This is a genomic window from Peristeroidobacter soli (assembly GCF_004138485.1).
GTDB classification, from domain to species: Bacteria; Pseudomonadota; Gammaproteobacteria; order Steroidobacterales; family Steroidobacteraceae; genus Steroidobacter; species Steroidobacter soli.
The window spans coordinates 1,427,294-1,450,540 of record NZ_RYEV01000003.1 but is presented as its reverse complement, the minus strand read 5'-3'; the positions used below and the strand labels follow the sequence as shown (position 1 = coordinate 1,450,540).

General features: G+C 63.3%; 19 protein-coding genes. 16 read left to right on the top strand and 3 right to left on the bottom strand.

All coding sequences use genetic code 11. The annotated features are described in order from the left end of the window. Positions 1-31: 31 nt before the first annotated feature. From EKO19_RS14990 to EKO19_RS14920, 15 genes are all read left to right on the top strand, one after another. A complete protein-coding gene (locus tag EKO19_RS14990; RefSeq protein ID WP_129777178.1) occupies positions 32-2,473 on the top strand; it encodes a HEAT repeat domain-containing protein in 2,442 nt (813 codons plus the stop codon). Positions 2,474-2,618: 145 nt separating this feature from the next. Then, positions 2,619-3,713: a type IV pilus twitching motility protein PilT gene (locus EKO19_RS14985; protein ID WP_129777177.1), complete on the top strand. Its 1,095-nt coding sequence runs from the start codon at positions 2,619-2,621 to the stop codon at positions 3,711-3,713. Between the two features lie 139 nt (positions 3,714-3,852). After that, complete coding sequence (locus EKO19_RS14980; RefSeq protein ID WP_129777176.1) at positions 3,853-4,962, top strand: type IV pilus twitching motility protein PilT; 1,110 nt, start codon at positions 3,853-3,855, stop codon at positions 4,960-4,962. Positions 4,963-5,266: 304 nt separating this feature from the next. Further along, on the top strand, positions 5,267-7,375 hold the full coding sequence (gene metG, locus EKO19_RS14975; RefSeq protein ID WP_129777175.1) for a methionine--tRNA ligase: 2,109 nt from the start codon (positions 5,267-5,269) through the stop codon (positions 7,373-7,375). A 24-nt stretch (positions 7,376-7,399) separates the two neighbouring features. Further along, complete coding sequence (locus EKO19_RS14970) at positions 7,400-7,978, top strand: electron transport complex protein RnfA (RefSeq protein ID WP_129777174.1); 579 nt, start codon at positions 7,400-7,402, stop codon at positions 7,976-7,978. Further along, positions 7,975-8,472, top strand: coding sequence for an RnfABCDGE type electron transport complex subunit B (locus EKO19_RS14965; protein WP_129777173.1), 498 nt, complete (start codon positions 7,975-7,977; stop codon positions 8,470-8,472). The genes EKO19_RS14970 and EKO19_RS14965 overlap by 4 nt, the downstream gene beginning before the upstream one ends. Then, complete coding sequence (gene rsxC, locus EKO19_RS14960) at positions 8,469-9,932, top strand: electron transport complex subunit RsxC (RefSeq protein WP_129777172.1); 1,464 nt, start codon at positions 8,469-8,471, stop codon at positions 9,930-9,932. The genes EKO19_RS14965 and rsxC overlap by 4 nt, the downstream gene beginning before the upstream one ends. Continuing rightward, positions 9,929-10,966, top strand: a complete 1,038-nt coding sequence (gene rsxD / locus EKO19_RS14955; RefSeq protein WP_129777171.1) for an electron transport complex subunit RsxD — start codon at positions 9,929-9,931, stop codon at positions 10,964-10,966. Before rsxC ends, rsxD begins: the two co-directional genes overlap by 4 nt. Beyond that, positions 10,950-11,585, top strand: coding sequence for an electron transport complex subunit RsxG (gene rsxG / locus EKO19_RS14950; RefSeq protein WP_129777170.1), 636 nt, complete (start codon positions 10,950-10,952; stop codon positions 11,583-11,585). The genes rsxD and rsxG overlap by 17 nt, the downstream gene beginning before the upstream one ends. Next, positions 11,582-12,349 (top strand): Rnf-Nqr domain containing protein, encoded by a 768-nt coding sequence (locus tag EKO19_RS14945; protein WP_129777169.1) that lies wholly within the window; start codon positions 11,582-11,584, stop codon positions 12,347-12,349. Before rsxG ends, EKO19_RS14945 begins: the two co-directional genes overlap by 4 nt. After that, positions 12,346-13,101 carry an endonuclease III gene (gene nth, locus EKO19_RS14940; protein WP_129777168.1) on the top strand — a complete coding sequence of 252 codons (756 nt, stop codon included), beginning with the start codon at positions 12,346-12,348 and terminating at the stop codon, positions 13,099-13,101. Before EKO19_RS14945 ends, nth begins: the two co-directional genes overlap by 4 nt. Then, positions 13,101-14,051, top strand: coding sequence for an SDR family NAD(P)-dependent oxidoreductase (locus EKO19_RS14935; RefSeq protein WP_129777167.1), 951 nt, complete (start codon positions 13,101-13,103; stop codon positions 14,049-14,051). Before nth ends, EKO19_RS14935 begins: the two co-directional genes overlap by 1 nt. A gap of 105 nt (positions 14,052-14,156) precedes the next feature. Next, positions 14,157-14,606, top strand: coding sequence for a DUF1841 family protein (locus EKO19_RS14930; protein WP_129777166.1), 450 nt, complete (start codon positions 14,157-14,159; stop codon positions 14,604-14,606). 93 nt (positions 14,607-14,699) lie between these two features. Then, the gene (locus tag EKO19_RS14925) at positions 14,700-16,226 is read left to right on the top strand and encodes a fumarate hydratase (RefSeq protein ID WP_129777165.1); all 1,527 of its coding nucleotides are present in this window, start codon (positions 14,700-14,702) and stop codon (positions 16,224-16,226) included. 25 nt (positions 16,227-16,251) lie between these two features. After that, positions 16,252-16,677, top strand: coding sequence for an MAPEG family protein (locus EKO19_RS14920; protein WP_129777164.1), 426 nt, complete (start codon positions 16,252-16,254; stop codon positions 16,675-16,677). Here the strand turns inward: EKO19_RS14920 and EKO19_RS14915 are convergent. Then, positions 16,667-19,192 carry a glycogen/starch/alpha-glucan phosphorylase gene (locus EKO19_RS14915; RefSeq protein WP_129777163.1) on the bottom strand — a complete coding sequence of 842 codons (2,526 nt, stop codon included), beginning with the start codon at positions 19,190-19,192 and terminating at the stop codon, positions 16,667-16,669. The genes EKO19_RS14920 and EKO19_RS14915 overlap by 11 nt on opposite strands. Before the next feature lie 165 nt (positions 19,193-19,357). Next, on the bottom strand, positions 19,358-20,107 hold the full coding sequence (locus tag EKO19_RS14910; RefSeq protein WP_157995267.1) for a helix-turn-helix domain-containing protein: 750 nt from the start codon (positions 20,105-20,107) through the stop codon (positions 19,358-19,360). A gap of 180 nt (positions 20,108-20,287) precedes the next feature. Here EKO19_RS14910 and EKO19_RS14905 point away from each other — a divergent pair, with 180 nt between their 5' ends. Then, a complete protein-coding gene (locus EKO19_RS14905) occupies positions 20,288-21,427 on the top strand; it encodes an OmpA family protein (protein ID WP_175597058.1) in 1,140 nt (379 codons plus the stop codon). 100 nt (positions 21,428-21,527) lie between these two features. Here the strand turns inward: EKO19_RS14905 and EKO19_RS14900 are convergent, their stop codons facing one another. Beyond that, on the bottom strand, positions 21,528-23,159 hold the full coding sequence (locus EKO19_RS14900; RefSeq protein ID WP_129777160.1) for a 3-(methylthio)propionyl-CoA ligase: 1,632 nt from the start codon (positions 23,157-23,159) through the stop codon (positions 21,528-21,530). Between the last annotated feature and the right edge of the window lie 88 nt (positions 23,160-23,247).

Below are 23,247 nucleotides of genomic sequence, written 5' to 3'. Positions count from 1 at the left end.
GCCTACTAAGAAACGGATACCGGATTTCTAGATGAGTTTTTTTTCCGATCTCAGAGCCGAGCGCCTGATCGTCGAGATCCGCGGGATTGGGGACCCGCTGCATCCCGACTCGCAAAAAGCGCTACAGAAGCTCGTCAAGATCGGCCCCGGAGCCATTCCCAAGATCCTGGACGCGCTGGCCGTGGCCGATCGCAAGGAAACGGCCGTCTACGTCGACCTCCTGACCCAGCTGATCGACAACAAGAGCTTTCCCATCCTGGTCCAGGGCATGGTCGAGGGCAGCCCGCGCACCATCCAGGCCATCGGCCAGGCGCTGGCCGCGAGCCGCAACTACAGCGCCGCCCTGCTGATCGAGCTGCTCGGCCGGGACGACATGCCCAAGCCGACCATTCTGGAGGTGATCGCCGGCCAGAAAGGCCGCTTCACCGTACGCGACCTGCTGCAGCACGCCTACAGCCAGGAAGCCAACGAGAAGGCCGCGCTCTTCAAGATCGTCGGCGAGCTGGCCGACGAGTCGGCGCTGCCCGAGCTGATCAGCCGCGTCGAGGGCAAGGACTCGGTCGCGCGCATCCACATCATCAACATCCTGGCCCGCTTCAACCGCCCCGAGGTGTCGCAGGCCATTCAGACTCAGCTGCGCGATCCGAATAAGATGATTCGGCAAGCGGCGCTGAACGCGCTGTCGAAGATGGACGGCCCGCTCAACATCGGACCGATCTGTCAGCTGTTGCGCGACCCGGATCTGGAAGTCGCCAACCGCGCCATCGACGTGGTGGTGCGCGCGAACGATCCGGACACGATGAAATATCTGATCGAGGTGCTCAAGGACGAGAACGAGTACGCCCGCCGCGCCGGCGTGGAAGTGCTGAACCATCTGGGCACCGCCAACGACATCAAACATCTGCTCCAGGTCATCAAGGACGACGACTGGTGGGTGCGCACCCGCGCCGCCGATGCGCTCGGCAAGATCGGCGGCCCGCGCGTCGTCGACGCCGTCATCGAGCTGATTCGCGATGAAGACGAGGACGTGCGTCGCGCCGCCATCGAGATCCTGAATCAGACCAAGGACGAGCGCGCCATCAACTTCCTGATCGAAGCCACCAAGGACAAGGACTGGTGGGTCAGCGAACGCGCCGTCGATGCGCTCGCCGAAATCGGCAGCAAGAAGGCCGTGCCGGCACTGATGGATCTGCTGAAAACAGACAACACGCGCTCACTGCCGACCGTCGCGCGCGCCCTCGGCAAGCTCGGCGACACGCGGGTGATCGAATCGCTGGTGCATCTGCTGGATCGGCCGGAGAAAGAGATCAAGGTCGAGGCCATCAACGCGCTCGCCCGTCTCGCCGACGACAAGCGCGCCGATGCCGTGCGCAGTTACATCCAGGCCGCGGGCTCCAACGCCGCCGATCCAACGATCGAGCATGCCGCCATCCGCGCCATCGAAGATATCGATCTGCGTTACTCCAGCACCGCGGTCGCCGCCGCCATCAAGGCCGGCCGCACCGGCACCGAGCCGGCGCGTGGTGCGGGTCGAACCATGGGCGCGGAACCTGCGCGCACGCTGCTCATCGAGCGCGGCGACGTCGAACAGGTGATCAAGAAGGCCGAGGAATCGGCCGCCGCCACCGCCAAGCTCGACATCGGCACGCTCAAGCCGGGCGACGTGGTCGAAGGCCGCTACAAGTTCATCGAGAAGATCGGCAAGGGCGCGTTCGGTACCGTGCTGCTGATGGAAGACACGGTGGTCGAGGAGCGGCTGATCCTGAAGTTCCTGAACCCGAACGTGGCGCAGGACGAAGAGATGATGAAACGATTCGTGCACGAGCTGCGCTACTCGCGCAAGATCACGCACAAGAACGTCATCCGCATCTACGACTTCCTGTACATGCGCGGCAACTACGCCATTTCCATGGAGTACTTCCCGTCGCACACGCTGGGCAGCGAAATCGTCAACGAGAAGCCGCTGGCCCTGCCGCGCGCGATTCAGTACGGCATCGACATCTGCACCGGCATGACGGTCGCCCACCACGCCGGCATCGTGCATCGTGACTTGAAGCCCGCGAACATCCTGATCAACAACGAAGGGCTGCTGAAGATCGTGGACTTCGGCGTGGCCGCCGCGCAGAAGGAAGGCGACACGCAGCTCACCAAGACCGGCTATGTGATCGGCTCGCCGAAATACATGGCGCCCGAGCAGATTCTCGGCAAGAAAGTGGACGACCGCGCCGACATCTACAGCGTCGGCGTGATCATGTACGAGATGATCACCGGCGTGCCGCCCTACAGCCGCGGCGACCACATGTCGGTCATGTACCAGCACGTGCAGGGCAAGGCGAAGTCGGCCATCGAGGTCAACCCGCAGCTGCCGCGGCCGCTGTCCGAGCTGGTCAGCAAGGCCATGGCGGTGGACAAAACCAAGCGCTTCCAGAGCATGGACGAGCTGCGGCTGGCGCTGGAACAAGCGCTCGCCTGAGCGATTCCCTGACCTCGCGCCGGATTTCTGACGGCGCGGGCCTGACCACTGATCGCCCGCCACGGCCCGTTGGTCTGAATCTGAGTGGCGGCGACCCGCCCTTACACGGTAGGCTCCCGCCCGCCACGGACCTCAAGTTCTTTGCATGGCCCGAATAGACGCCTTTCTCAAGCTCGGCACCGATCAAGGGTGCTCCGACATTCATTTCGCGGTCGGCCTGCCGCCCATGTTGCGAATGCATGGCGACCTGTTGCCGATCAAATTCCGCGACCTGAGCCAGGCCGAACTGGAAGGCTACATCGTCGAGATCATGAGTCGCGCGCATCAGGAACAGCTGCGCCGGGGCCATGACGTCGACTTCTCGTACGTCTCGGGCAACGGCGGCCGTTTCCGCGTCAACGTATTCCGCAAGGAAACCGGCGTGGGCGCGACGTTCCGGGCCATTCCGTCCGACGTGCCGACCATCGATCGGCTGTCGCTGCCGCCCATCGTCAAGAAGCTGTGCGACAACCACCAGGGCATGATCCTGGTCACCGGCTCCACCGGCACCGGCAAGTCGACCACGCTTGCGGCCATGATCGATTACCTCAACTCGACCCGCCGGCTAAACATCATCAGCCTGGAAGATCCGATCGAGTTCGTGCACAAGAGCAAACAAAGCCAGGTCATCCAGCGTGAGTTGAACACGCACCTGCCGTCCTTCTCCGAAGGCGTGCGCGCCGCCATGCGTGAAGATCCCGACGTGATCCTGGTCGGCGAGTTGCGCGATGCCGATACCATCCGCTGGGCGATGACCGCCGCCGAAACCGGCCACCTCGTGCTCGGCACGCTGCATACGACCGGCGCGGTGAAGACCATCGACCGCGTCGTCGACGCCTTGCCGGCCGACGAGCGCGAACAGACCAAGGCGTTCCTGGCGAACAGCCTGATCGCCGTGGTCACGCAGGTGCTGGTGAAAACCGCCGACCAGCGCGGCCGCAAGGCGATCTGCGAAATCATGGTGGTCACCCGCGCGATCGGCAAGCTGATCCAGACCGACCAGACCCACCAGATTCCCTCGCAGCTGCAGATGGGCAAGGACTTGGGGATGCAGATGCTCGATCAGTCGCTGCTCGCCAACGTGCAGGCCAAGGAAATCGATCCCGACGACGCCTACGTGTACGCGAACGATAAAAAACTGTTCGCGCGCTTCGTCACCGACACCAGCGTATTGCCCAAGCTCGATCTGGCCCCGGGCTGACCATGCAGCGGCATTCAACTACCCCTGTGGGTACATGGATGTACCCCGCCGCCACAGGCGGCGGCGAGCGGCAAAAAGTCACGCCTTTTTGCCAGTCTCGCACCAGGGTCGTGGCAGGATGCCCGATCCCGAGTATCAAATGAGTACAGAATCCAGCCAAGTCGCCGCCACGCAGAGCACGTATGTGCCGCGTAAGATCGACGAATTCCTGAAGGAAGTGCTGAGCAAGAACGGCTCGGACCTGCACTTCATCGCCGGCGATCCGCCGCGCATCCGGCTGTACGGCGAGCTGCACAACCTGCGGCCCGAGCCGCTGGCGCCGCAGTTCGTCGAAGAAACATTGAAAGAGATCATGCCGCGCGCCGCGCTGCTGCGCCTGGAAGAAAAACATGGCGCCGACTTCGCGTACATCATTCCCGGCGTCTCGCGCTTTCGCGTCAACGTCATGCGGCATTTGTATGGATTCGGCTGCGTGTGCCGGGCCATTCCGTCCAAGGCCCTGACGCTGGATCAGCTCAATGCGCCGGATGCGATCCGCAATCTGTGCAAAGTGAACAATGGCCTGATCCTGGTGACCGGCAAGACCGGCTCGGGCAAGTCGACCACGCTGGCCGCGATGATCGACGACATGAACGCGCGCTTGAAAGGTCACATCCTGACCATCGAAGACCCCATCGAATTCGTGCATCAACGCAAGAACTGCCTGGTGAGCCAGCGCGAGATCGGCACGCACAGCCCGTCGTTCGCCGAAGCGCTGCACTCGGCGTTGCGTGAAGATCCCGATGTGATTCTGGTCGGCGAGTTACGCGACTACGAAACCATGAGCATCGCGGTGACCGCGGCCGAGATGGGCATTCTGGTGATGGGCACCCTGCACACCAACGGCGCCGCGCCGACGGTCGACCGCATCGTGAATGCGTTCCCCGCGGATAAGCAGTCGCACGTACGAGCCATGCTTTCAACCTCGCTTCGAGGCGTGATCTCGCAGCAGCTGATCCCCCGCGCCGGCAAGCCCGGCCGCGTCGCCGCCCACGAAATCCTGGTGAACACCCCGGCCGTCGCCAACCTGATCCGCCAGGGCAAGCTCGACCAGCTCGAGAACGCCATGCAAAGCGGTGCCGCCTTCGGCATGCGCCTGATGGACAGCGCCATCCAGGACCTGCTCGAGAAAGCCGTCATCAGCGGCAAACACGCCTACCAGAAGGCCATCAACAAGGCGAAGTTCGAGCAGTACAAGGACGTGGGCTGACGCCGCGCGGCGGCCCGCCCCAGCCGCGGAGGTTTTCTCACTGCCTTGCTTGCACGGCGCCCTTGGCGCCCGCGCAAGGCCGCCAAGGGACCGGTCCTTGCGTCGCCCGCAAAGACTTGTTTCCGGGCCAGCGCGGCACCATTCAAGAATAGCCGCGTTATCGCATAGCCAAGCCGACCCGTTCCTCCGGGCCAGCGCCGCGGCATGAACAGAGGGCGGCGTTACCGCATAGCCAAGGCGACGCGTCGCCCGCCGCCTTCCGTGGCATAATTTCCGCCCTTTGCCGCCGCCCGATTTGCGCTAAATGACTGCCGCACCTCGTAATTATTTCGTCACGACCGCCCTGCCGTACGCCAATGGACCGTTCCACATCGGTCACATCATGGAGTACATCCAGGCCGATATCTGGGTGCGGTTCCAGCGCTTGCAGGGGCACAAGGTCCACTGGATGGGCGCGGACGACGCGCATGGCGCTCCCATCATGCTCAAGGCCGAGGCCGAGCGGATCACGCCGGAGGAGCTGGTCGGGCGCATCGCCGCCGGCCGCCCGCGCTCGCTGAACGGCTTCCTGCTGAGCTTCGACAACTGGCACTCGACCCACTCGCCCGAGAACACCGAGCTGTCCCAGGAGATCTATCGCGCCCTCAGGGCCAACGATCTGATCTATCACGAGCCGGTCGAGCAGTTCTTCGATCCGGTGAAGAACATGTTCCTGGCCGATCGTTACATCAAAGGCGAGTGCCCGAACTGTCACGCCAAGGACCAGTACGGCGACGCCTGCGAGAACTGCAGCTCCGTCTACGCGCCGACCGATCTGATCAATCCCTACTCGACGCTGTCCGGCGCCACGCCGGTGCGCAAGACCTCGGATCATTTCTTTTTCAAGCTGTCCGACCCGCGCTGTGTGGAGTTCCTCACCGAGTGGACCAAACGTTTGCAGCCCTCGGTCGCCAACAAGGCCGGCGAATGGCTCAGCGGCAAGGGCGAGCAAGAACTGGGTGACTGGGACATCTCGCGCGACGCGCCCTACTTCGGCATTCCGATTCCGGACGCGCCGGGCAAATATTTCTATGTATGGCTGGACGCGCCGGTCGGCTATCTCGCGTCGCTGAAGAACTACTTCACCACCGGCAAGGCGAAGGCGAACGGCGAGCCGCGCACGTTCGAGCAGTTCATCACCGCGGACGATGTCCAGCAGATCCATTTCATCGGCAAGGACATCATCTATTTCCACACGCTGTTCTGGCCGGCGATGCTGAAGTTCGCGGGTCGCAAGATTCCAGACAACGTGTACGTGCACGGCTTCATCCAGATCGGTGGCGCGAAGATGTCGAAGTCGCGCGGCACCGGCTTGAGCCCGGTGCGCTACCTGGATCTCGGCATGAATCCCGAGTGGCTGCGTTATTACCTCGCCGCCAAGCTCAACGCGTACGTCGAGGACATCGAGTTCAATCCCGAGGACTTCGTCGCGCGCGTGAACTCGGACCTGGTCGGCAAATACGTGAACATTGCCAGCCGTTGCGCCGGCTTCATCACCAAACGCTTCGCCGGCAGGCTCGGTGCGCTCGACCCGGCCGCTCAACAGTTGCAGCAGGACTTCGTCAGCGACCGCGAATGCTGGAATCGCATCGGCGAACTGTATGAAGGCCGCGAGTTCGGCAAGGCGATGCGCGAGATCGGCGCGCTGCTCGACCGCGTGAATCAATACATCGACTCGGCGAAGCCGTGGGAACTGGCGAAGGTGCCGGGCGAAGAACAGCGCCTGCATCAGGTCTGCTCGACCAGCCTGAACTTCTTCTGGTACCTCACCGTGCTGCTGACACCGGTGCTGCCGGAAACGGCGCGCAAGGTGCAGAGCTTCCTGCGCCTCACCGACGAGCAGATGCGCTGGGGTCAGCATCAGTGGCTGCCGGCGGGTCATGAGATCGGTCAGTACGAACATTTGCTCCAGCGCGTCGACCCGAAACAGCTGGAAGCGCTGTTCGATACCGGCGAGCCGCAAGTGAAGCCCGCCGCGAAAGCCACGACCGTCGCATCCACCACGCCCGCCAAGGTTGAAACCAAAACGGCCGCCGACGAGGCGGTCGGTGAAATCGGCATCGAAGACTTCGCCAAGATCGACCTGCGCATCGCCAAGGTCCTGGCGGCCGAAGGCGTCGAGGGCTCGGACAAGTTGCTGAAGCTCACGCTGGACGTGGGCGACAGTCAGCGCACCGTGTTCTCCGGCATTCGCTCGGCGTACGCGCCCGAGCAGCTGGTCGGGCGCTTCACGCTGGTCCTGGTGAACCTGAAGCCGCGCAAGATGCGCTTCGGCACGTCCGAAGGCATGGTGCTGGCCGCGGGCCCGGGCGGCAAAGATATCTTCCTGCTCTCGCCCGACAGCGGCGCGACCGCAGGCATGAAGGTGAAATAGCAACGCGGCGGCCTCGCTGAAACCATGTCAGCGCTCTTGCTCATCCTGCTCAGCGCCGTCCTGGTCAACGTGATGGCGCTGACGCGCATGCCCTCGTGGCGGCCTTTCGAGGCCGTCACGAGTACCTTCAAGGGCGCGCAGGGACTGGCCATCGCATCGTTGCTCGCCGTGCCGGCCGTCGCCACCATCACCTGGGCGCTGTCGAACTGGCTGCTGGACCCGAATGAGCTCGGCTATCTGCGAACGTTTGTATTCGTGGTGGTCGCCGTGGCCGTGGTGCCGCTGGTTGAATTCGTGCTCCGACGCAACAGTCGCCTGCAACCGCAACGTCCCGGCTTCACGCTGCTAGTGACCACCAACTCCGCCGTCCTCGGCATCGCCCTGATAGTGGACGCACGGATGCAGAACATCGTCGACGCCGTGTCATTCTCCATCGCGATGGCGGCAGCCTTGGGATTTCTGATGCTGGCGTTCGCGGCCATGCACGAACGTTTACAGCATGCCGAGGTGCCCAGCGTGTTTCGGGACGCGCCGCTCGCGCTGGTCAGTGTCGGCATCATGGCGCTGGCGTTCATGGGGTTCACCGGGCTGATTCAGGAATGATTACCGCGCTGCTCACAGTCATCATTCTCGCCGCGCTGGCGGGCGTGGCGACTGTCGCCACGCGCGGCGCGCCCAGGGAGATCGCGTTGGTCGATCGCATCGACGCCCTGCTGCCGCAGACTCAATGTCGTCGCTGCACGTTCGAGGGTTGCCGCCCGTATGCTGAAGCCATTGCGCAAGGCGCAGCCGATATCAACCAATGTCCGCCCGGCGGCGAGCGCACGGCGCAAGCGCTGGCAAGCCTCATGGGCGTGGCGCCCAAACCGGTCGGCAAGGAATACGGCGTCGTCCCCGACTATCCTGCGGTTGCCTTCATCAAAGAAGAGTCCTGCATCGGTTGCACCAAGTGCATTCAAGCCTGCCCCGTCGATGCCATCGTCGGCGCGTCTCGTTACATGCACACGGTGATCGCCGCGGACTGCACGGGATGTGAGCTGTGCATTCCGCCCTGCCCGGTCGATTGCATCGTGATGCAGCCGGCGCCCGCACGATGACCACGACGGAGCTCCTCACCGGCGGTCTGCGCATCGAGGCGCACAAACGGCGCTCCACCAAGGCATCGGTTCGTGCGGCGCGCCTGATCGAGCGTTATGTGATTCCGCTCGACCAGCACTCCGGCCTGCCTGCCCTGCCGCTGGTGAAACCCGCGGATCGCGTTCGAATGTTTCAACCGATCGCGCAACCCGCGCCTGGGATCAGTGCGTGGTTGCACTCGCCCGTGTCGGGCGAAGTGCTTGCCATTGAACCGAGGCCGGCACCGCATCGCCTCGGCGCGCCGACGATGAGCATCGTGATCGCCAACGACGGCCGGGACGAGCGTTTCGACAATGCCGCGGCCGTTGTTTCCTTCGAACAAATATCACCCGCCGAAGCGTGTGAGCACATCGCGCGTGGTGGCATCGTTGGATTGGGTGGCGCGGCGTTTCCAACAGCGAACAAGCTCGAAAGCTCGTTGTGCGAGAACGGCCCGCAGCTCCTGCTCAATGGCGCTGAGTGCGAGCCCTACATCAGTTGTGACGAAATGCTGATGCGCGAGCGCGCCGACGACATCGTGTTCGGGGCGCGGGCCTTGCTCCACGCGCTGTGCGCGCCGAACTGCACGATCGCGATCGAAGACGACGTTCCGGAAGCGCAGACCGCGTTACGACTCGCCATCGAGAAGGCGGCCGATGCCCGGATTCGAATCAAAGTCGTGCCGGCCATTTATCCTGCCGGTGGCGAGCGACAACTGATTGCGACGGTGTTCGGCGTCGAAGTGCCTCACGACGGTTTTCCCGCGGACATCGGCGTCGTTTGCCAGAACGTCGGTACCGCCGCCGCCATCGCCCGCTGGATTCGCGATGGACAGCCGTTGGTGAGTCGCATCGTGACCGTCACGGGCGACGGCGTGAGCGAAGCCGGCAATTGGGAAACGCGCATCGGCACACCGTTCTCCAGCCTCATCGCCGACAGCGGTGGCTACACCGAACGCATGTCACGATTGATCATGGGCGGATCGATGATGGGCACCTCGTTGCCTCACGACGATCTGCCGGTCGTGAAAGCGACCAACTGCATCATCGCCGCCTCCGCGCTCGATCTGCAGCCGCGCGGTCCGGAGATGCCCTGCATTCGCTGTGGCAACTGCTCGCAGGCGTGCCCCGCGTTCCTGCTGCCTCAGCAATTGCATTGGTACCTGCAACCGTTCGACAGCGAGCAACTCTCACGTCATGGCCTGCTCGACTGCATCGAATGCGGCTGCTGCGATTACGTGTGCCCGAGCCAGATCCCGCTCGCCGAACGTTTCCGTGAGGCCAAGCCCCTGCTCGCTCGCGAGCTCGACGCTCACCTCACCGCCGACGCCGCCCGCGCCCGCTTCCACTCCCGCAACGAACGCCTGGCGCGCCTCGAAGCCGAACATCGTGCGAAACTGGCGGAAAAGCGACGGCCCAAAGGCGAGCCCTCCTCCACATGACTTTTCCCACCGCACCCGCGCCGCATGTAGTCGCTCACGACAGCGTCGGGCGGGTCATGCGCATCGTTTTATATGCGCTGGTGCCGACGGTGGCGTTGCACGTCGTGTTCTTCGGCGTGGGCTTGTTGGTGCAGATCGCACTCGGAGCGGCGACGGCGCTGCTGACGGAAGCGCTGGCGTTGCGGCTTCGACAGAAGCCGATCGAGCCCTTCTTGAAAGACGGCAGCGCCATTGTCACGGCGGTACTGCTGGCGCTGTGCCTGCCGCCACTCGCGCCGTGGTGGCTGGTGGTGAGTGGCACGGCGTTCGCCATTCTGCTGGCGAAACATTTATATGGTGGGCTCGGGCGCAATCCTTTCAATCCCGCGATGGTCGGCTACGCCGTGCTGCTGGTTTCGTTTCCCGTGCAGCTGCTGCAATGGCTGCCGCCTTCAGGCATGGACATCGAACAAACCAGGCTTTCCATCGGCGAGACCTTGCAAACCATTCTCACCGGCTCGCTCCCATCGCGACTCACCTGGGACGCGGTGACGTCGCCCACGCCACTCGATGCGTTACGAACCCATTTGAAGATGGGCATGACCATGGCCGAGGCCCAGGCGGCGCCGGTCTTCGGTGCGCTCGGCGGACGCGGCTGGGAATGGATCAATCTGGCGACACTGGCCGGCGGCATCGTTCTGTACGCCTTGCACATCATTCGCTGGCACATCCCGGTCGCCATGCTCAGTGCCATCGTCGTTTGCGCGTCGCTGATGTACATGGTCGATCCGGGCGCGTACGCCGGTCCGATCTTTCATCTCACGTCCGGCGCGAGCCTGTTGGGCGCATTCTTCATCGCCACCGACCCGACCTCGGCGGCCACCAGCGATCGCGGCCGGTTGATCTACGGCGCGGGCATCGGCGTGCTGACCTACGTCATTCGCACCTGGGGCGGCTATCCCGACGGGGTCGCCTTCGCGGTGTTGCTGATGAATCTGTCGGTGCCACTCATCGACCGCTACACGATTCCACGCGTCTATGGCCACGCCCGCTGACAAGCGCAACATCGTGATGCCGACGGCGGCGCTCGTCGTCATCGCGGTCGTGCTCACGGTCGGCCTCGTGATCTTCGCCAACGTCACCCGTGACCGCATCGCTCACAATCAACAGGCGTGGATCAAACAGCACCTGGACGCTCTCGTCCCTCCGGAGAGTTACGACAACGACCCGCTCACCGATACTACTGAAGTCACCGCACCCGATTTATTGGGCGCAGCCCCGGTCGTTGCCTATCGACTGCGAAAGGACGGATTGCCAGTGGCCGTAGCCATTCGCTCCGTCGCGCCCGACGGCTATCGCGGCCCGCTGGAATTGCTGGTGGCGATCGCGCCGGGCGGTCAGCTGATCGGCGTGCAGGTCATTCGTCACAATGAAACACCGGGGCTCGGCGACGCGTTCGAGAATCGCGATGCCGGCTGGCTCGACAGGTTTCGCGGCCTGTCACTGACCCAGCCGCCACAGCAACGCTGGACGGTGCGCCGGGATGGCGGCGACTTCGACGCGTTCACGGGCGCGACGATCACGCCGCGAGCCATCGTGAAGGCCGTGCGTCGCACGCTGGAGTTCTATCAAGGCAACGAGGACCGGTTGTATCAGGATGGCAAGCCACGATGAGCACGCGGCCACCCAATGACAGCATCGTCACGCCGGGCGCGACCGGCACGCCATCGTCCAACATCAGCAGCGAAACGCCGGGCGCGACGGGCACGCCATCATCTAACGACAGCATCGTGACGCCGGGCGCGACGGGCAAAGCACCTTCATCTTCAGTGCGTGACCGCGCGTTCAGCAGCACGCTGCAACTCCTGGCGTTGTGCCCCTTGCTCGCGGTCAGCGACACGGTCGTCAAAGCGCTCGCCTTCAGCGTCCTGGTGCTCGCAATATTTCCTCTGGCGACGCTGCTGCTCAATACCATCCGTCGCTGGCTCGACGACGCCATCGTGCTTCCCGCAAGCCTGCTCGTCACGGCCGGGCTCGTCACCGCCGCTGAGCTCTTCATGCGCGCCTGGTTTCACGACCTGGGCGCGTCGTTCGGCGTGTTCCTGCCGTTACTGGCGGTCAACATCGTCGTCATCGATCAGATACAAACACCAGCCGCAGATCGCGGCATGGCGCTCATCCGCAGCCTGCGCATCGCGCTCGGCATCGCACTGACCTTGATGGCGCTGGGCTTCGCTCGCGAACTCGTCGGCCGCGGCTCGCTGCTCAGTGGTGCCGGCGCACTGCTGGGCCATTGGGCGGACCGGCTCGAAGTCAAAGTGTTCAGCGTCGACATGGGCTTCCTGCTCGCGATGCTGCCGCCCGGCGCCTTCATCTCCCTGGGCCTGTTGATCGCCGCGCGCAACTGGACAGCCGCCCGCCATTCCACGAAATCATGAACCGAAAAAAAATCGTCGCGATGTTCGAGCGCCTCAAGGCCGCCAATCCCAAGCCGACCACCGAGCTGGAATATTCCAAGCCGTTCGAGCTGCTGATCGCGGTGATCCTGTCGGCGCAGGCCACCGACAAGAGCGTCAATCTCGCCACGCGCGAGTTGTATAAACATGCGAACACGCCGCAAGCCATCCTGGACCTCGGTGTCGAAGGCCTGTCGAAGTACATCAAGACCATCGGTCTGTTCAACACCAAGGCCAAGAACGTGATCGCGACCTGTCGCATCCTGGTCGAGCAGCACGGCGGCGAGGTTCCCGAATCACGCGAGGCGCTGGAGGCGCTGCCCGGCGTCGGCCGCAAGACCGCGAACGTGATTTTGAACACGGCATTCGGCCATCCGACCATCGCCGTCGATACACATATCTTTCGCGTCTCGAACCGCACCGGCCTGGCACCGGGCGACAACGTGCGCACGGTCGAAGATCATCTGGTGAAAGTCGTGCCGCCCGAGTTCGCGCACGACGCTCACCACTGGCTGATCCTGCACGGACGCTACACGTGTATCGCACGCAAACCGAAGTGCCCGGAGTGCGTGATCCTCGACTTGTGTGAGTACAAAGAGAAGACGCCCCCGGAAACCAAACCGGAGAAGCGCAGTATCTTCGCGCCGCCCAAACCCAAGCGCGCGGTTACGAAACCGACGGTCGCCGCGACCAAGGCCAAGCTCACTCGGAAGCTGCGAAAGAAACGCGCCTGATGCAGCGACGTACGTTCATCTACCGGGCCGCGCTCGCAGGTATCGCCGTTCAACTGCCCATCGGCGCTGACGCCGAGACGCCGCACAGTGAGTTCAACCGCGACTCCACTGCGGACGAAGTCACCGCCGGCCTGAATCTCACCGGCAAAACAGCCGTTGTGACCGGCTGCAACTCCGGCATCGGCTTCGAAACCATGCGCGTCCTCGCACGCCGCGGCGCTCATGTCATCGGCACGGCTCGCACGCTCGAAAAGGGCAAAGAAGCCTGCGGCAAAGTCAGCGGCAAAACGACGCCGGTCGCACTGGAACTGACGGACTTCGATTCCGTCGTGGCCTGCGCCAATGTCATTCGCACCCTGAACGTCAACATCGACATGCTGATCCTCAACGCCGGCATCATTCTCGGCGACTGGCAGCAGGTGAACGGCATCGAGAAACAATTCGTCGTCAATCATCTCGGCCATTTCATTCTCACCCAGCGACTGCTCGATCGTGTCACGTCGGCCGCGCAGGGCCGCGTGGTCGTGGTGGGCAGCGGCAATCATCGCGACGCGCCCGAAGGCGGCATTCAGTTCAACGATCTCTCCGGCCGCGACTGGTATCGCCGCGGCTACGCGCATTCGAAACTTGCCAACGGCCTGTTTTCACTGGAGCTGTCCCAGCGCCTCGCCAGGACTCGCGCGACGTCCAACTGCCTGACGCCGGGACCGGTGGATACAAACATCCGGCGCGACCTGCCCGCGAGCGCGACGCCACCGAATCTGAAGTCGCCGACGCAAGGGGCAGCGACGGTTTGTTATGTCGCCACTCAGCCGTCATTGGCTCAGGTCAATGGCGAATACTTCGCCGATTGCAATCCAGCGCCTCAGAGCAAACAACAAACCGATCGGGCGATGGCAACGAAGTTATGGCGGATGTCGACGGAATTGACACGGCGCCATCTCATCTGACCCCGAGTGGCTGGACACGCTGCCGACGGCGTCGCTTATTCCCTGACAGGCTCCAGCGGCCCGCTGTATCGGGTCACCTTGCCCTGAACCCGCTAGAATCGACGCATGCCGATCTTCGACACCCAATCCCGCGACCAGCTGCGCCAGATGTACATCAACGCCTGGCGCAAGCAGCGCGAGGGCATTCCCATGGAACCGCTCGAGGCGCAGATCGCCGACGTGGTCGCGCTCCATCCTGAATATCAGGCGGCGCTCGAAGACCCGGACAACGTGCTCGACCGCGACTACCGGCCCGAGGGCGGCCAGTCCAACCCGTTCCTGCACATGGGCCTGCACCTGGCGGTCCGGGACCAGATCGGTACCGATCGCCCGCCCGGCATCCGGGCCGCGTTCGAGGCCCTGGCGGCGCGCCTGAGCTCGCCCCACGACGCGGAACATCAAATCATCGAACGCCTGGCCGAGGCCCTGTGGGAAGCGCAGCGGGCCGGTCGGCCGCCCGACGAGCAGGCTTATCTGAGCCGCATCCGGGAGCTGGCCGGCCTTCGCATAAGGTGATGCCTGCGTTCGCGGCCGGCGTGGTGGCCGGTCCGGGGCACGAATGGTAGATTCCGCCCCCTCTCGATCCCCCATCGAACAGCTCACCGCACCATGCCGACCATCAAGCAAGACGATGTGATCCTGAGCGTCGCCGACGCCCTGCAGTACATCTCCTATTACCACTCCCCCGATTTCATCCAGGCCATGGCGGCCGCCTACGAGCGCGAGGAAAGCCCGGCGGCGAAGGATGCGATCAAACAGATCCTGGTGAATTCGCGCATGTGCGCCGAGGGCCATCGCCCGATCTGTCAGGATACCGGCATCGTCACCGTGTTCGTGAAAGTGGGCATGAACGTGCAATGGGCCGACGCCACCATGTCGCTCAGCGACATGATCAACGAAGGCGTGCGCCGCGCTTACAACCATCCGGACAACACGCTGCGCGCGTCCATCGTCGGCGATCCGTTGTTCGATAGAAAGAACACCAAGGACAACACGCCCGCGGTGATTCATATGGAAGTCGTGCCGGGCGATACGCTCGACATCGCGGTGGCGGCCAAGGGCGGCGGTTCGGAAAACAAATCCAAGATGGTGATGTTGAATCCGTCCGACTCCATCGTCGACTGGCTGGTGAAGACCGTGCCGCAGATGGGCGCGGGCTGGTGTCCGCCGGGCATGCTCGGCATCGGCATCGGCGGCACCGCCGAGAAAGCCATGGTGATGGCCAAGGAATCCCTGTTCGAAGAAATCGATATCCATGAAGTTCGCGAGCGCGGTCCGCAGGACAAATTCGAAGCGCTGCGCCTGGAGATCATGGACAAGATCAACGCGCTCGGCATCGGCGCGCAGGGCCTCGGCGGCCTCACCACCGTGCTCGATGTGAAGATCAAACATTATCCGACGCACGCCGCGTCGTTGCCGGTCGCGGTGATTCCGAACTGCGCCGCGACTCGTCACGCGCATTTCGTGCTCGACGGCTCAGGTCCCGCGAAGCTCGATCCACCGGATCTGGAACTGTGGCCGAAACTCACCTACCAGGCATCCGCGGATTCGCGTCGAGTGAATCTCGATGCGCTCACGCGCGAGGACGTGGCGTCGTGGAAACCGGGCGAGCGTTTGTTGTTGTCCGGCAAGATGCTGACCGGTCGCGACGCGGCTCACAAACGTTTGAGCACGCTGATCGAGAAAGGCGAGCCGTTGCCGCCGGGCCTGGATTTCAAGAACCGCGTGATCTATTACGTCGGCCCCGTCGATCCCGTGAAGGGCGAAGTGGTCGGCCCCGCCGGCCCCACGACCGCGACGCGCATGGACAAGTTCACCGAGATGATGCTCGGCAAGACCGGCCTGATCGCCATGGTCGGCAAGTCCGAGCGCGGTCCTGAAGCGATCGAATCCATTCGCAAGCACAAGGCGGCGTATCTGATGGCCGTCGGCGGCTCGGCGTATCTGGTCTCGAAAGCGATTCGTGCCAGCCGCGTGGTCGCGTTCGGCGATCTGGGCATGGAAGCGATCTACGAATTCGACGTGAAGGACATGCCGGTGACCGTCGCCGTCGATGCCCGCGGCGAGTCGGTGCACGAGACCGGCCCGGCGGAATGGAAGAAGCGCATCGCCGGCATCCCCGTCAAAGTGATGTAACGAACCAAAGGCGGTGGAGGGAGCCATGCAGATCCAGCACGCGATTCTGTTACCACCCACCGCCCTCGCCCTGCTCACCGGTCTCGTTTTCATCAAGCTGTATCGAGACCGCATCGCCGAGATGCGCGCCCGGCGCATTCACCCGCAGCAGGTGGCGACCGCCCGGCAGATGCACGAGACGATGCAGAACGTGGCGGCCTCCGACCACTTCCGCAATCTGTTCGAAGTGCCCGTGCTGTTCTATGCGCTGTGCGGCTTTCTCGCGATCACACAGCTCACGACGGTGTTGCTGCTGGCGTGCGCCTGGGGCTACGTCGTGCTGCGTGCGGCGCACACGTATGTGCACCTCACGAGCAACGTCGTCATCCGACGCTTCCAGTTGTTCTTCGCCAGCAGCATCGTGCTGTATGTGATGTGGGTGCTGTTCGCCCTGCGCCTGCTCACTGCATGAAGCCGACTTTCACGTCTTCCTGAGACAGCAGCCGCACCGGCACGGACGGCGCGCGCCAGATATCCGCGCAGTATTCGCGAATCGTGCGATCCGATGAGAACTTGCCGCTGCGAGCGGAGTTCAGGATCGACATGCGCGTCCAGTGATCGACATCGCGATATGCCTGGCTCACCTGCAGCTGACAGTCGGAGTAGGACTCGAAGTCCGCGAACACGAGGTACGGGTCGTGCCACAGCAGCCCGTCCGTCAGCGCACGGAACATCTGCACATCGCCGCGTGAGAAGAAGCCGCTGTTGATCAGCGAAATGACCTCCTGCAGCTCAGGCGTCATGTGCTCCAGCGGCCGATAGCCTCGCGCCTTGGTCTGCGCGACCTGCTCGGCCGTGAGACCGAACAGGAAGAAATTCTCGGCGCCGACTTCCTGACGAATCTCGATGTTGGCGCCATCCATCGTGCCGATGGTCAACGCGCCGTTCATCGAGAATTTCATGTTGCCCGTGCCTGAAGCTTCCTTGCCGGCCGTCGAGATCTGCTCGGACAGCTCCGCCGCCGGATACACGCGCTGACCGTTGGTGACGTTGAAGTTCTGCAGGAACACCACCTTGAGCCGATCCCTGACCGCCGGATCGCGATTCACCACATCGGCGACCGAGGTGATCAGTTTGATGATCAGCTTGGCCATGTGATAGGCGGGCGCCGCCTTGCCGCCAAAAATGAACGTCCGCGGCTGGAGGTCCGCGTTCGGATCCGAGCGCAGCCGGTGATACAACGCGATGACGTGCAGGATGTTGAGATGCTGGCGTTTGTACTCGTGGATGCGCTTGACCTGCACGTCGAACAGCGACGCGGGATCGATATCGATGCCGCTGCGCGCCTTCATGAACTCGGCGAAGTCGACCTTGTTGGCATGCTTGATCTCGCGCCAGCGCTGCCGGAATGCCGCGTCATCGGCCAGCGGCGCCAGCTTGCTCAGCTCATCCAGATTCTTCAGCCAGGAATTGCCGATCGCCTCGCTGATCAGGCTGGTCAGCCGCGGATTGCTCAGCGCCATCCAGCGACGCGGTGTCACGCCGTTGGTCTTGTTGCCGAACTTGTGGGGCCACAGTTCGTAGAAATCCCGCAGCACATCCTGCTTGAGCAGCTCGGAATGCAGCTCCGCCACACCGTTGATGGCATGGCTGCCGACGCACGCGAGATGCGCCATGCGAACGTAACGCTCGCCATGCTCGTCGATCAGTGACAGCCGCGCCAGACGCGATTCGTCACCGTAAAAGCGAATGCGCACCTCGTCGAGGAAACGGACATTGATTTCGTAGATGAGCTCCAGATGCCGCGGCAGCACGGATTTGAACAGCTCGAGCGGCCAACATTCCAGCGCTTCGGGCAACAAAGTGTGATTGGTGTATGCAAAGGTCTTGCAGGTGATGTCCCAGGCCTGTTCCCACGGCACTACGTGCTCGTCCACCAGCAGGCGCATCAGCTCGGCGACCGCGATCGCCGGGTGCGTGTCGTTGAGCTGCACGGCGAACTTCTCGTGGAAATGTTCGAGCGGCACCTTCTGTCCGCGCATGATCCGCATCATGTCCTGCAACGACGCCGACACGAAGAAATACTGCTGCTCCAGGCGCAGGGTCTTGCCCTGGATCTGCTCGTCGTTCGGATACAGCACCTTGCTCAACGTTTCCGACCAGACCTTCTGTCGAACCGCGCCGCCGTAGTCGCCGCGATTGAAGGTCGAGAAATCGAACGACTCCGGCGCCTCGGCCTTCCACAGCCGCAACGTGTTCGCGGTGTTGTTTCGATAACCGAGGATGGGAGTGTCGTAAGGCACGCCGATCACGACCTTGTCGGGCACCCAGCGGATGCGCAGACGCTCCTGCTCGTCGCGATACTGCTCGGTGCGGCCGCCGAGCTTGACCTCGACCGCCCACTCCGGCCGCAGGACTTCCCAGGGATTGCCGAAGCGCAGCCACTTGTCGGTACGCTCGGTCTGCCAGCCGTCGACGATCTCCTGATGAAAAATGCCGAACTCATAGCGGATGCCATAGCCCAGCGAGGGAATTTCCAGCGTCGCCATCGAATCGATGAAGCACGCGGCCAGGCGCCCGAGACCGCCATTGCCCAGCCCCGGCTCGTCCTCCTGGCGCAACAAGGTATCGAAATCCAGGCCCAGCTCGCCGATGGCCTCTCTCACCTGTGCGTAAATACCGAGATTGATCAGGTTGTTGCCCAGGTGCGGCCCCATCAGGAATTCCGCGGAAAAGTAGGCCACGGTGCGCGAGCCCTGCTTGGTGTAAGCGGCCGCGGTACTGATCCAGCGCTGTAGCAGGCGATCGCGAACCGCATAGGCCAGCGCCTGGTAGTAGTCGTTCTGGGTCGCGAGCGCGGGAAACTTGCCCTGCACGTACAGCAGGTTGTCCAGGAAGGCGCGCTTGAACGACTCCTTGGTGAGCGCCGTGCGCTCGTCTTCGAACGGCTCGGACGATGTGTCGATCGATTTGATGGGAGTGGCCATGGCAGCACCCTGGTTTTACTGAGGTCGGCGAACGAGCATGGTGCAAGTATCGTGCGTGCCAGAACACCTGTCGGTATTCGCAGGCAGTACGCAAGACACGCACCGGCTTGATTCAAGCGGCGACGCGGGCCGCCTCGTTTAAGTGCAGGCTGGGTTCTAGCACGCTCATGCTACAGCTTTAGCGCGGTACGCCGAGAACATCGAGAATACCCAGGGCCGGCAGGCGAGCAACAGCGCGACGCTGGTCTTGTCGCGCGCCGGCAGTTGCACGTCGAGCGCCGCTAGGTCGGCAAAATCCGCCGCGAGCTTGTCGATCTTCTTGAGCAGAATGCGTACCGACGCGGGCGACAGCTCGGCGGAATGAAACGACAGCGCCTCACTCGCGCCGGTAAACGGGCCCTGCAGAAATTCCGCCCGCACCTGGCGCTCATATAACTTACGCACGGGACCATCCGGTCGCCACGCGATCGGCAGGCGCGCGTGCAAGTGAATCCTGCGCTTGGCATCGATCTCGACCAGCTGCGCTTCCTCGAGACGCGTGAGCAATGCACGCATCACTCGCGGATTCAGACCGAGCCGACGCTCCGCCGCTTCCGCCGATCTGCCATTCAACAGCAAATAGAACAATGCGAGCAACGAAGCATCGCTTGCCAAAGTGCGCTCCTGCTCGAGCGACAGGCTGAAAGTCTGTGTCGGCTCGCGCGTGCCCGCGGCCATGCGCACGAGATCGGCGACGCTCATATCGAGCGCCGCGCACACACGCTCCAATCGCACCAATGTAAACGATTCATCGGAAAACAAGCGTTTCACCGACGACTCGCTGAGCCCAAGCGAGCGGCCCAGTTTGTGGTAGGTCACCCCACGAGCGCGCAAGCAACGCTTCAAAGTCTCCAGCAGGTTTTTGGTCTCGTTCACTGCATCAAATCCCGACAAAGGTAGTACGGCGGTGCCTAGGGTACCGTATTCCGGTACTTCGGTTTTCAAAGCTTGTTCGCCGCGCCGATGCCGCTAAGGTGTCGCCCTGCCAGCACATCCGGTCCAGCCCCAAAGCGGATCGGGTGTGCGGGCAACGTTGAACAAACAAGAGGAATCGAAATGAAGGTGTTTCACGCGTTACGCGCCCTGGCCCGGCCGGCACTCCGCTGCGCCATGCCCGCGCTCGTCATCGCCGCGCCGGGGATGGCTGCGGCCGACGACGTCGGTCATTGGTACATCACCCCGCAAGTCGGCGGCATCTCCGTCGACAACGATCGCCCCCTGCAGGACAAGGACTGGCTGTATGGCGTAGCTATCGGCAAGGCCATCAACCGTGGCTTGAACATCGAGCTGAATGTCAACGGCGCGCAGGTCGGCGGCGGCCCGGGCCGCAGCGACTCCAGCTTCTGGGGCACGTCGCTCGATCTGCTGGCGGTGATGAATCGCGGTGGCGCGGTCGAGCCGTTCCTGAGCTTCGGCGGCGGCGTGCTGGCGAACCAGCGCAGCCCCGGCAGCAACGCGACCAATCTCATGGGCCAGGCAGGCGTGGGCATGTTCATCAAGCTGTGGGAGAGCCCGGCGGGCACCAGCAGCTTCAAGTTGCGCCCTGAGCTGAAGGTGCGTTACGACGAGGACGGCAGCGACAAGTACAGCGACTACCTGGGCCTGCTGGGCTTCCAGTTCGCGTTCGGCGCAGCGCCGCCGAAACCGGTCGAAGCACCGCCGCCTGCTCCGGAGCCGGCCCCGGCTCCGCCGCCGCCGCCCCCGCCGCCGCCTCCTGGCGATCAGGACAAGGACGGCGTGCTCGACAACGTCGACAAGTGCCCGGATACGCCTCCTGGCGTTGCCGTGGACGCGTACGGTTGCACACGCAAGGGCTCGATCACGCTGGAAGGCGTGACGTTCGAGTACAACTCGGCGACGCTGAAGCCGGAGTCGCGCTCGGCACTCGATGCCGTGGCCACGGATCTGAAGAAGTATCCGCGGTTGAAGATCGAGCTGCAGGGTCACACCGACAGCAAGGGTCCGGATGCGTACAACCTGAAGTTGTCACAGCAGCGCGCCGACTCGGTCCGCACGTACCTGCTCGATCAGGGCGTGACCGCCGGTGCACTGGTGGCGAAGGGCTACGGTGAATCGCAGCCTATCGCCGACAACAACACCGACGCGGGCCGTGCACTGAATCGCCGTGTGGTGATGTACGTGGTCGACAACCCTGGCGACGTGGACGTCAAAGGTCAGGGCAAGGTCGAGCAATAAGCGACGAGAGTCGAGAGAGACTGGCCCCTCCCCGCAACGGGAGGGGCTTTTTCTTTTTGATCAATCACACTGGCGCCTCCCCGAAGGGGAGGCCGCTGGATCACTTTGAGGGAAATTGATAGCCCACGAACTGCTGGCGCAGTTGTAACTTGCTGAGCTTACCGGTCGCCGTCATCGGCAACTTCTCGACGAACACCACGTCCTCGGGAATCCACCACTTCGCCACTTTGCCCGCGAAGTACTGCAACAGTTCCTCCGTAGTCAGCGACGCGCCCGGCTTCAACACCGCCACCAGCAGCGGCCGCTCCTGCCATTTCGGATGAGGAATCGCAATCGCCGCCGCCTGCGCCACCGCCGGATGCGCGACCGCGAGGTTCTCCAGCTCGATGGAGCTGATCCATTCGCCGCCGGACTTGATCACGTCTTTGGTGCGATCCGTGATTTGCATATAGCCCAGCGGGCAAATGGTCGCGACGTCGCCGGTGTTGAACCAGCCGTCGCTTTCGAATACGTCATCACCGCTGCGCTTGTAATAACCCGCCGCCACCCACGGGCCACGCACCTTCAGCGCCCCGAACGTCTTGCCGTCGCGCGGCACTTCCCTGCCTTCGTCATCCGCCACTTTCAGCTCGACGCCGAACACCGTGCGCCCCTGTCGTGCGCGCAAAGCGTCGCGACGCTCTTCGGGCAGCGCGCTCGCTTCAGGTGACATCGAGCGAATCGTGCCGATGGGACTGGTCTCGGTCATGCCCCACGCATGCACCACTTCAACGTCGTGACGCCCCTTCAGAAGATCCATCAGTGCCACCGGCACCGCGGAGCCGCCGCTCAGCACATGAGTGAGCGAGTCGACACGCTTACCGGTCTTCTCGAGATACGAGACGAGCCCCTGCCATACCGTCGGCACACCAGCCGCGAATGTCACCTGCTCTTCTTCGATGAGCGACTGCAACGTCTCCGCGTCCCCCATCTTCGAACCCGGGAACACCAGCTTCGCGCCCACCATCGGACACGAATACGGCAGGCCCCACGCATTCACATGAAACATCGGCACGACCGGCAACACCACTTCGTGCGCCGACAGCCCCATCGCGTCCGGCATCGCCGAGGCATAGCAATGCAGAACGGTCGAACGATGACTGTAGAGCACGCCTTTCGGATCGCCCGTCGTGCCCGACGTGTAGCACAGCGAGCTCGCGGTCCGCTCATCGAACTGCGGCCAGTCGAACTCGTCGCTCTCGCCCGCGATGAAAGATTCGTAGCTGCGCGCGCGAGGCAGCTGGGTCTGCGGCATGTGTGCGTCGCTGGTCAGGACGATGCACCCTTCGAGCTTCGGCAGGCGCGACTGCAGCTTCTCGATCAGCGGGACGAACACCGGATCCAGGAACAGCCAGCGATCCTCGGCATGATTGATGATGTAGACGATCTGATCTTCGAACAGACGCGGGTTGATGGTGTGACAGACGAAACCCGAACCGGAGACGGCGTAATACACCTCGAAGTGCCGATAGTCGTTCCACGCCAGGGTCGCGACCCGATCGCCCGGCTGCAGGCCCAGTCGGCTCAGGGCATTGGCGAGCTTGCGAGAGCGCGCGAACGCTTCCTGGTAGGTATATCGGTGGCGGGGATTGTCGGCGGTGACCGAGACGATCTCCCGGCGAGGATGCTGTAATTCCGCATGGCGCGCGATGCTGCTGATGAGCAGCTGTTGCTCCATCATCTGTCCGAACATGACCCGTCCCCCAACGACGCTTTACGTAGTATCTGAAGTGATACCACAAATGTCGCGGGGACGCTTGACGCAGCGGCGCGGCGCTTTA

What these genes read in the sequence shown, in the direction of transcription:
- EKO19_RS14990 (WP_129777178.1), top strand. Translation starts at nt 32, where the DNA reads ATGAGTTTTTTTTCCGATCTCAGAGCCGAGCGCCTGATCGTCGAGATC.
- EKO19_RS14985 (WP_129777177.1), top strand. Translation starts at nt 2,619, where the DNA reads ATGGCCCGAATAGACGCCTTTCTCAAGCTCGGCACCGATCAAGGGTGC.
- EKO19_RS14980 (WP_129777176.1), top strand. Translation starts at nt 3,853, where the DNA reads ATGAGTACAGAATCCAGCCAAGTCGCCGCCACGCAGAGCACGTATGTG.
- metG (WP_129777175.1), top strand. Translation starts at nt 5,267, where the DNA reads ATGACTGCCGCACCTCGTAATTATTTCGTCACGACCGCCCTGCCGTAC.
- EKO19_RS14970 (WP_129777174.1), top strand. Translation starts at nt 7,400, where the DNA reads ATGTCAGCGCTCTTGCTCATCCTGCTCAGCGCCGTCCTGGTCAACGTG.
- EKO19_RS14965 (WP_129777173.1), top strand. Translation starts at nt 7,975, where the DNA reads ATGATTACCGCGCTGCTCACAGTCATCATTCTCGCCGCGCTGGCGGGC.
- rsxC (WP_129777172.1), top strand. Translation starts at nt 8,469, where the DNA reads ATGACCACGACGGAGCTCCTCACCGGCGGTCTGCGCATCGAGGCGCAC.
- rsxD (WP_129777171.1), top strand. Translation starts at nt 9,929, where the DNA reads ATGACTTTTCCCACCGCACCCGCGCCGCATGTAGTCGCTCACGACAGC.
- rsxG (WP_129777170.1), top strand. Translation starts at nt 10,950, where the DNA reads ATGGCCACGCCCGCTGACAAGCGCAACATCGTGATGCCGACGGCGGCG.
- EKO19_RS14945 (WP_129777169.1), top strand. Translation starts at nt 11,582, where the DNA reads ATGAGCACGCGGCCACCCAATGACAGCATCGTCACGCCGGGCGCGACC.
- nth (WP_129777168.1), top strand. Translation starts at nt 12,346, where the DNA reads ATGAACCGAAAAAAAATCGTCGCGATGTTCGAGCGCCTCAAGGCCGCC.
- EKO19_RS14935 (WP_129777167.1), top strand. Translation starts at nt 13,101, where the DNA reads ATGCAGCGACGTACGTTCATCTACCGGGCCGCGCTCGCAGGTATCGCC.
- EKO19_RS14930 (WP_129777166.1), top strand. Translation starts at nt 14,157, where the DNA reads ATGCCGATCTTCGACACCCAATCCCGCGACCAGCTGCGCCAGATGTAC.
- EKO19_RS14925 (WP_129777165.1), top strand. Translation starts at nt 14,700, where the DNA reads ATGCCGACCATCAAGCAAGACGATGTGATCCTGAGCGTCGCCGACGCC.
- EKO19_RS14920 (WP_129777164.1), top strand. Translation starts at nt 16,252, where the DNA reads ATGCAGATCCAGCACGCGATTCTGTTACCACCCACCGCCCTCGCCCTG.
- EKO19_RS14915 (WP_129777163.1), bottom strand. Translation starts at nt 19,192, where the DNA reads ATGGCCACTCCCATCAAATCGATCGACACATCGTCCGAGCCGTTCGAA.
- EKO19_RS14905 (WP_175597058.1), top strand. Translation starts at nt 20,288, where the DNA reads ATGAAGGTGTTTCACGCGTTACGCGCCCTGGCCCGGCCGGCACTCCGC.
- EKO19_RS14900 (WP_129777160.1), bottom strand. Translation starts at nt 23,159, where the DNA reads ATGTTCGGACAGATGATGGAGCAACAGCTGCTCATCAGCAGCATCGCG.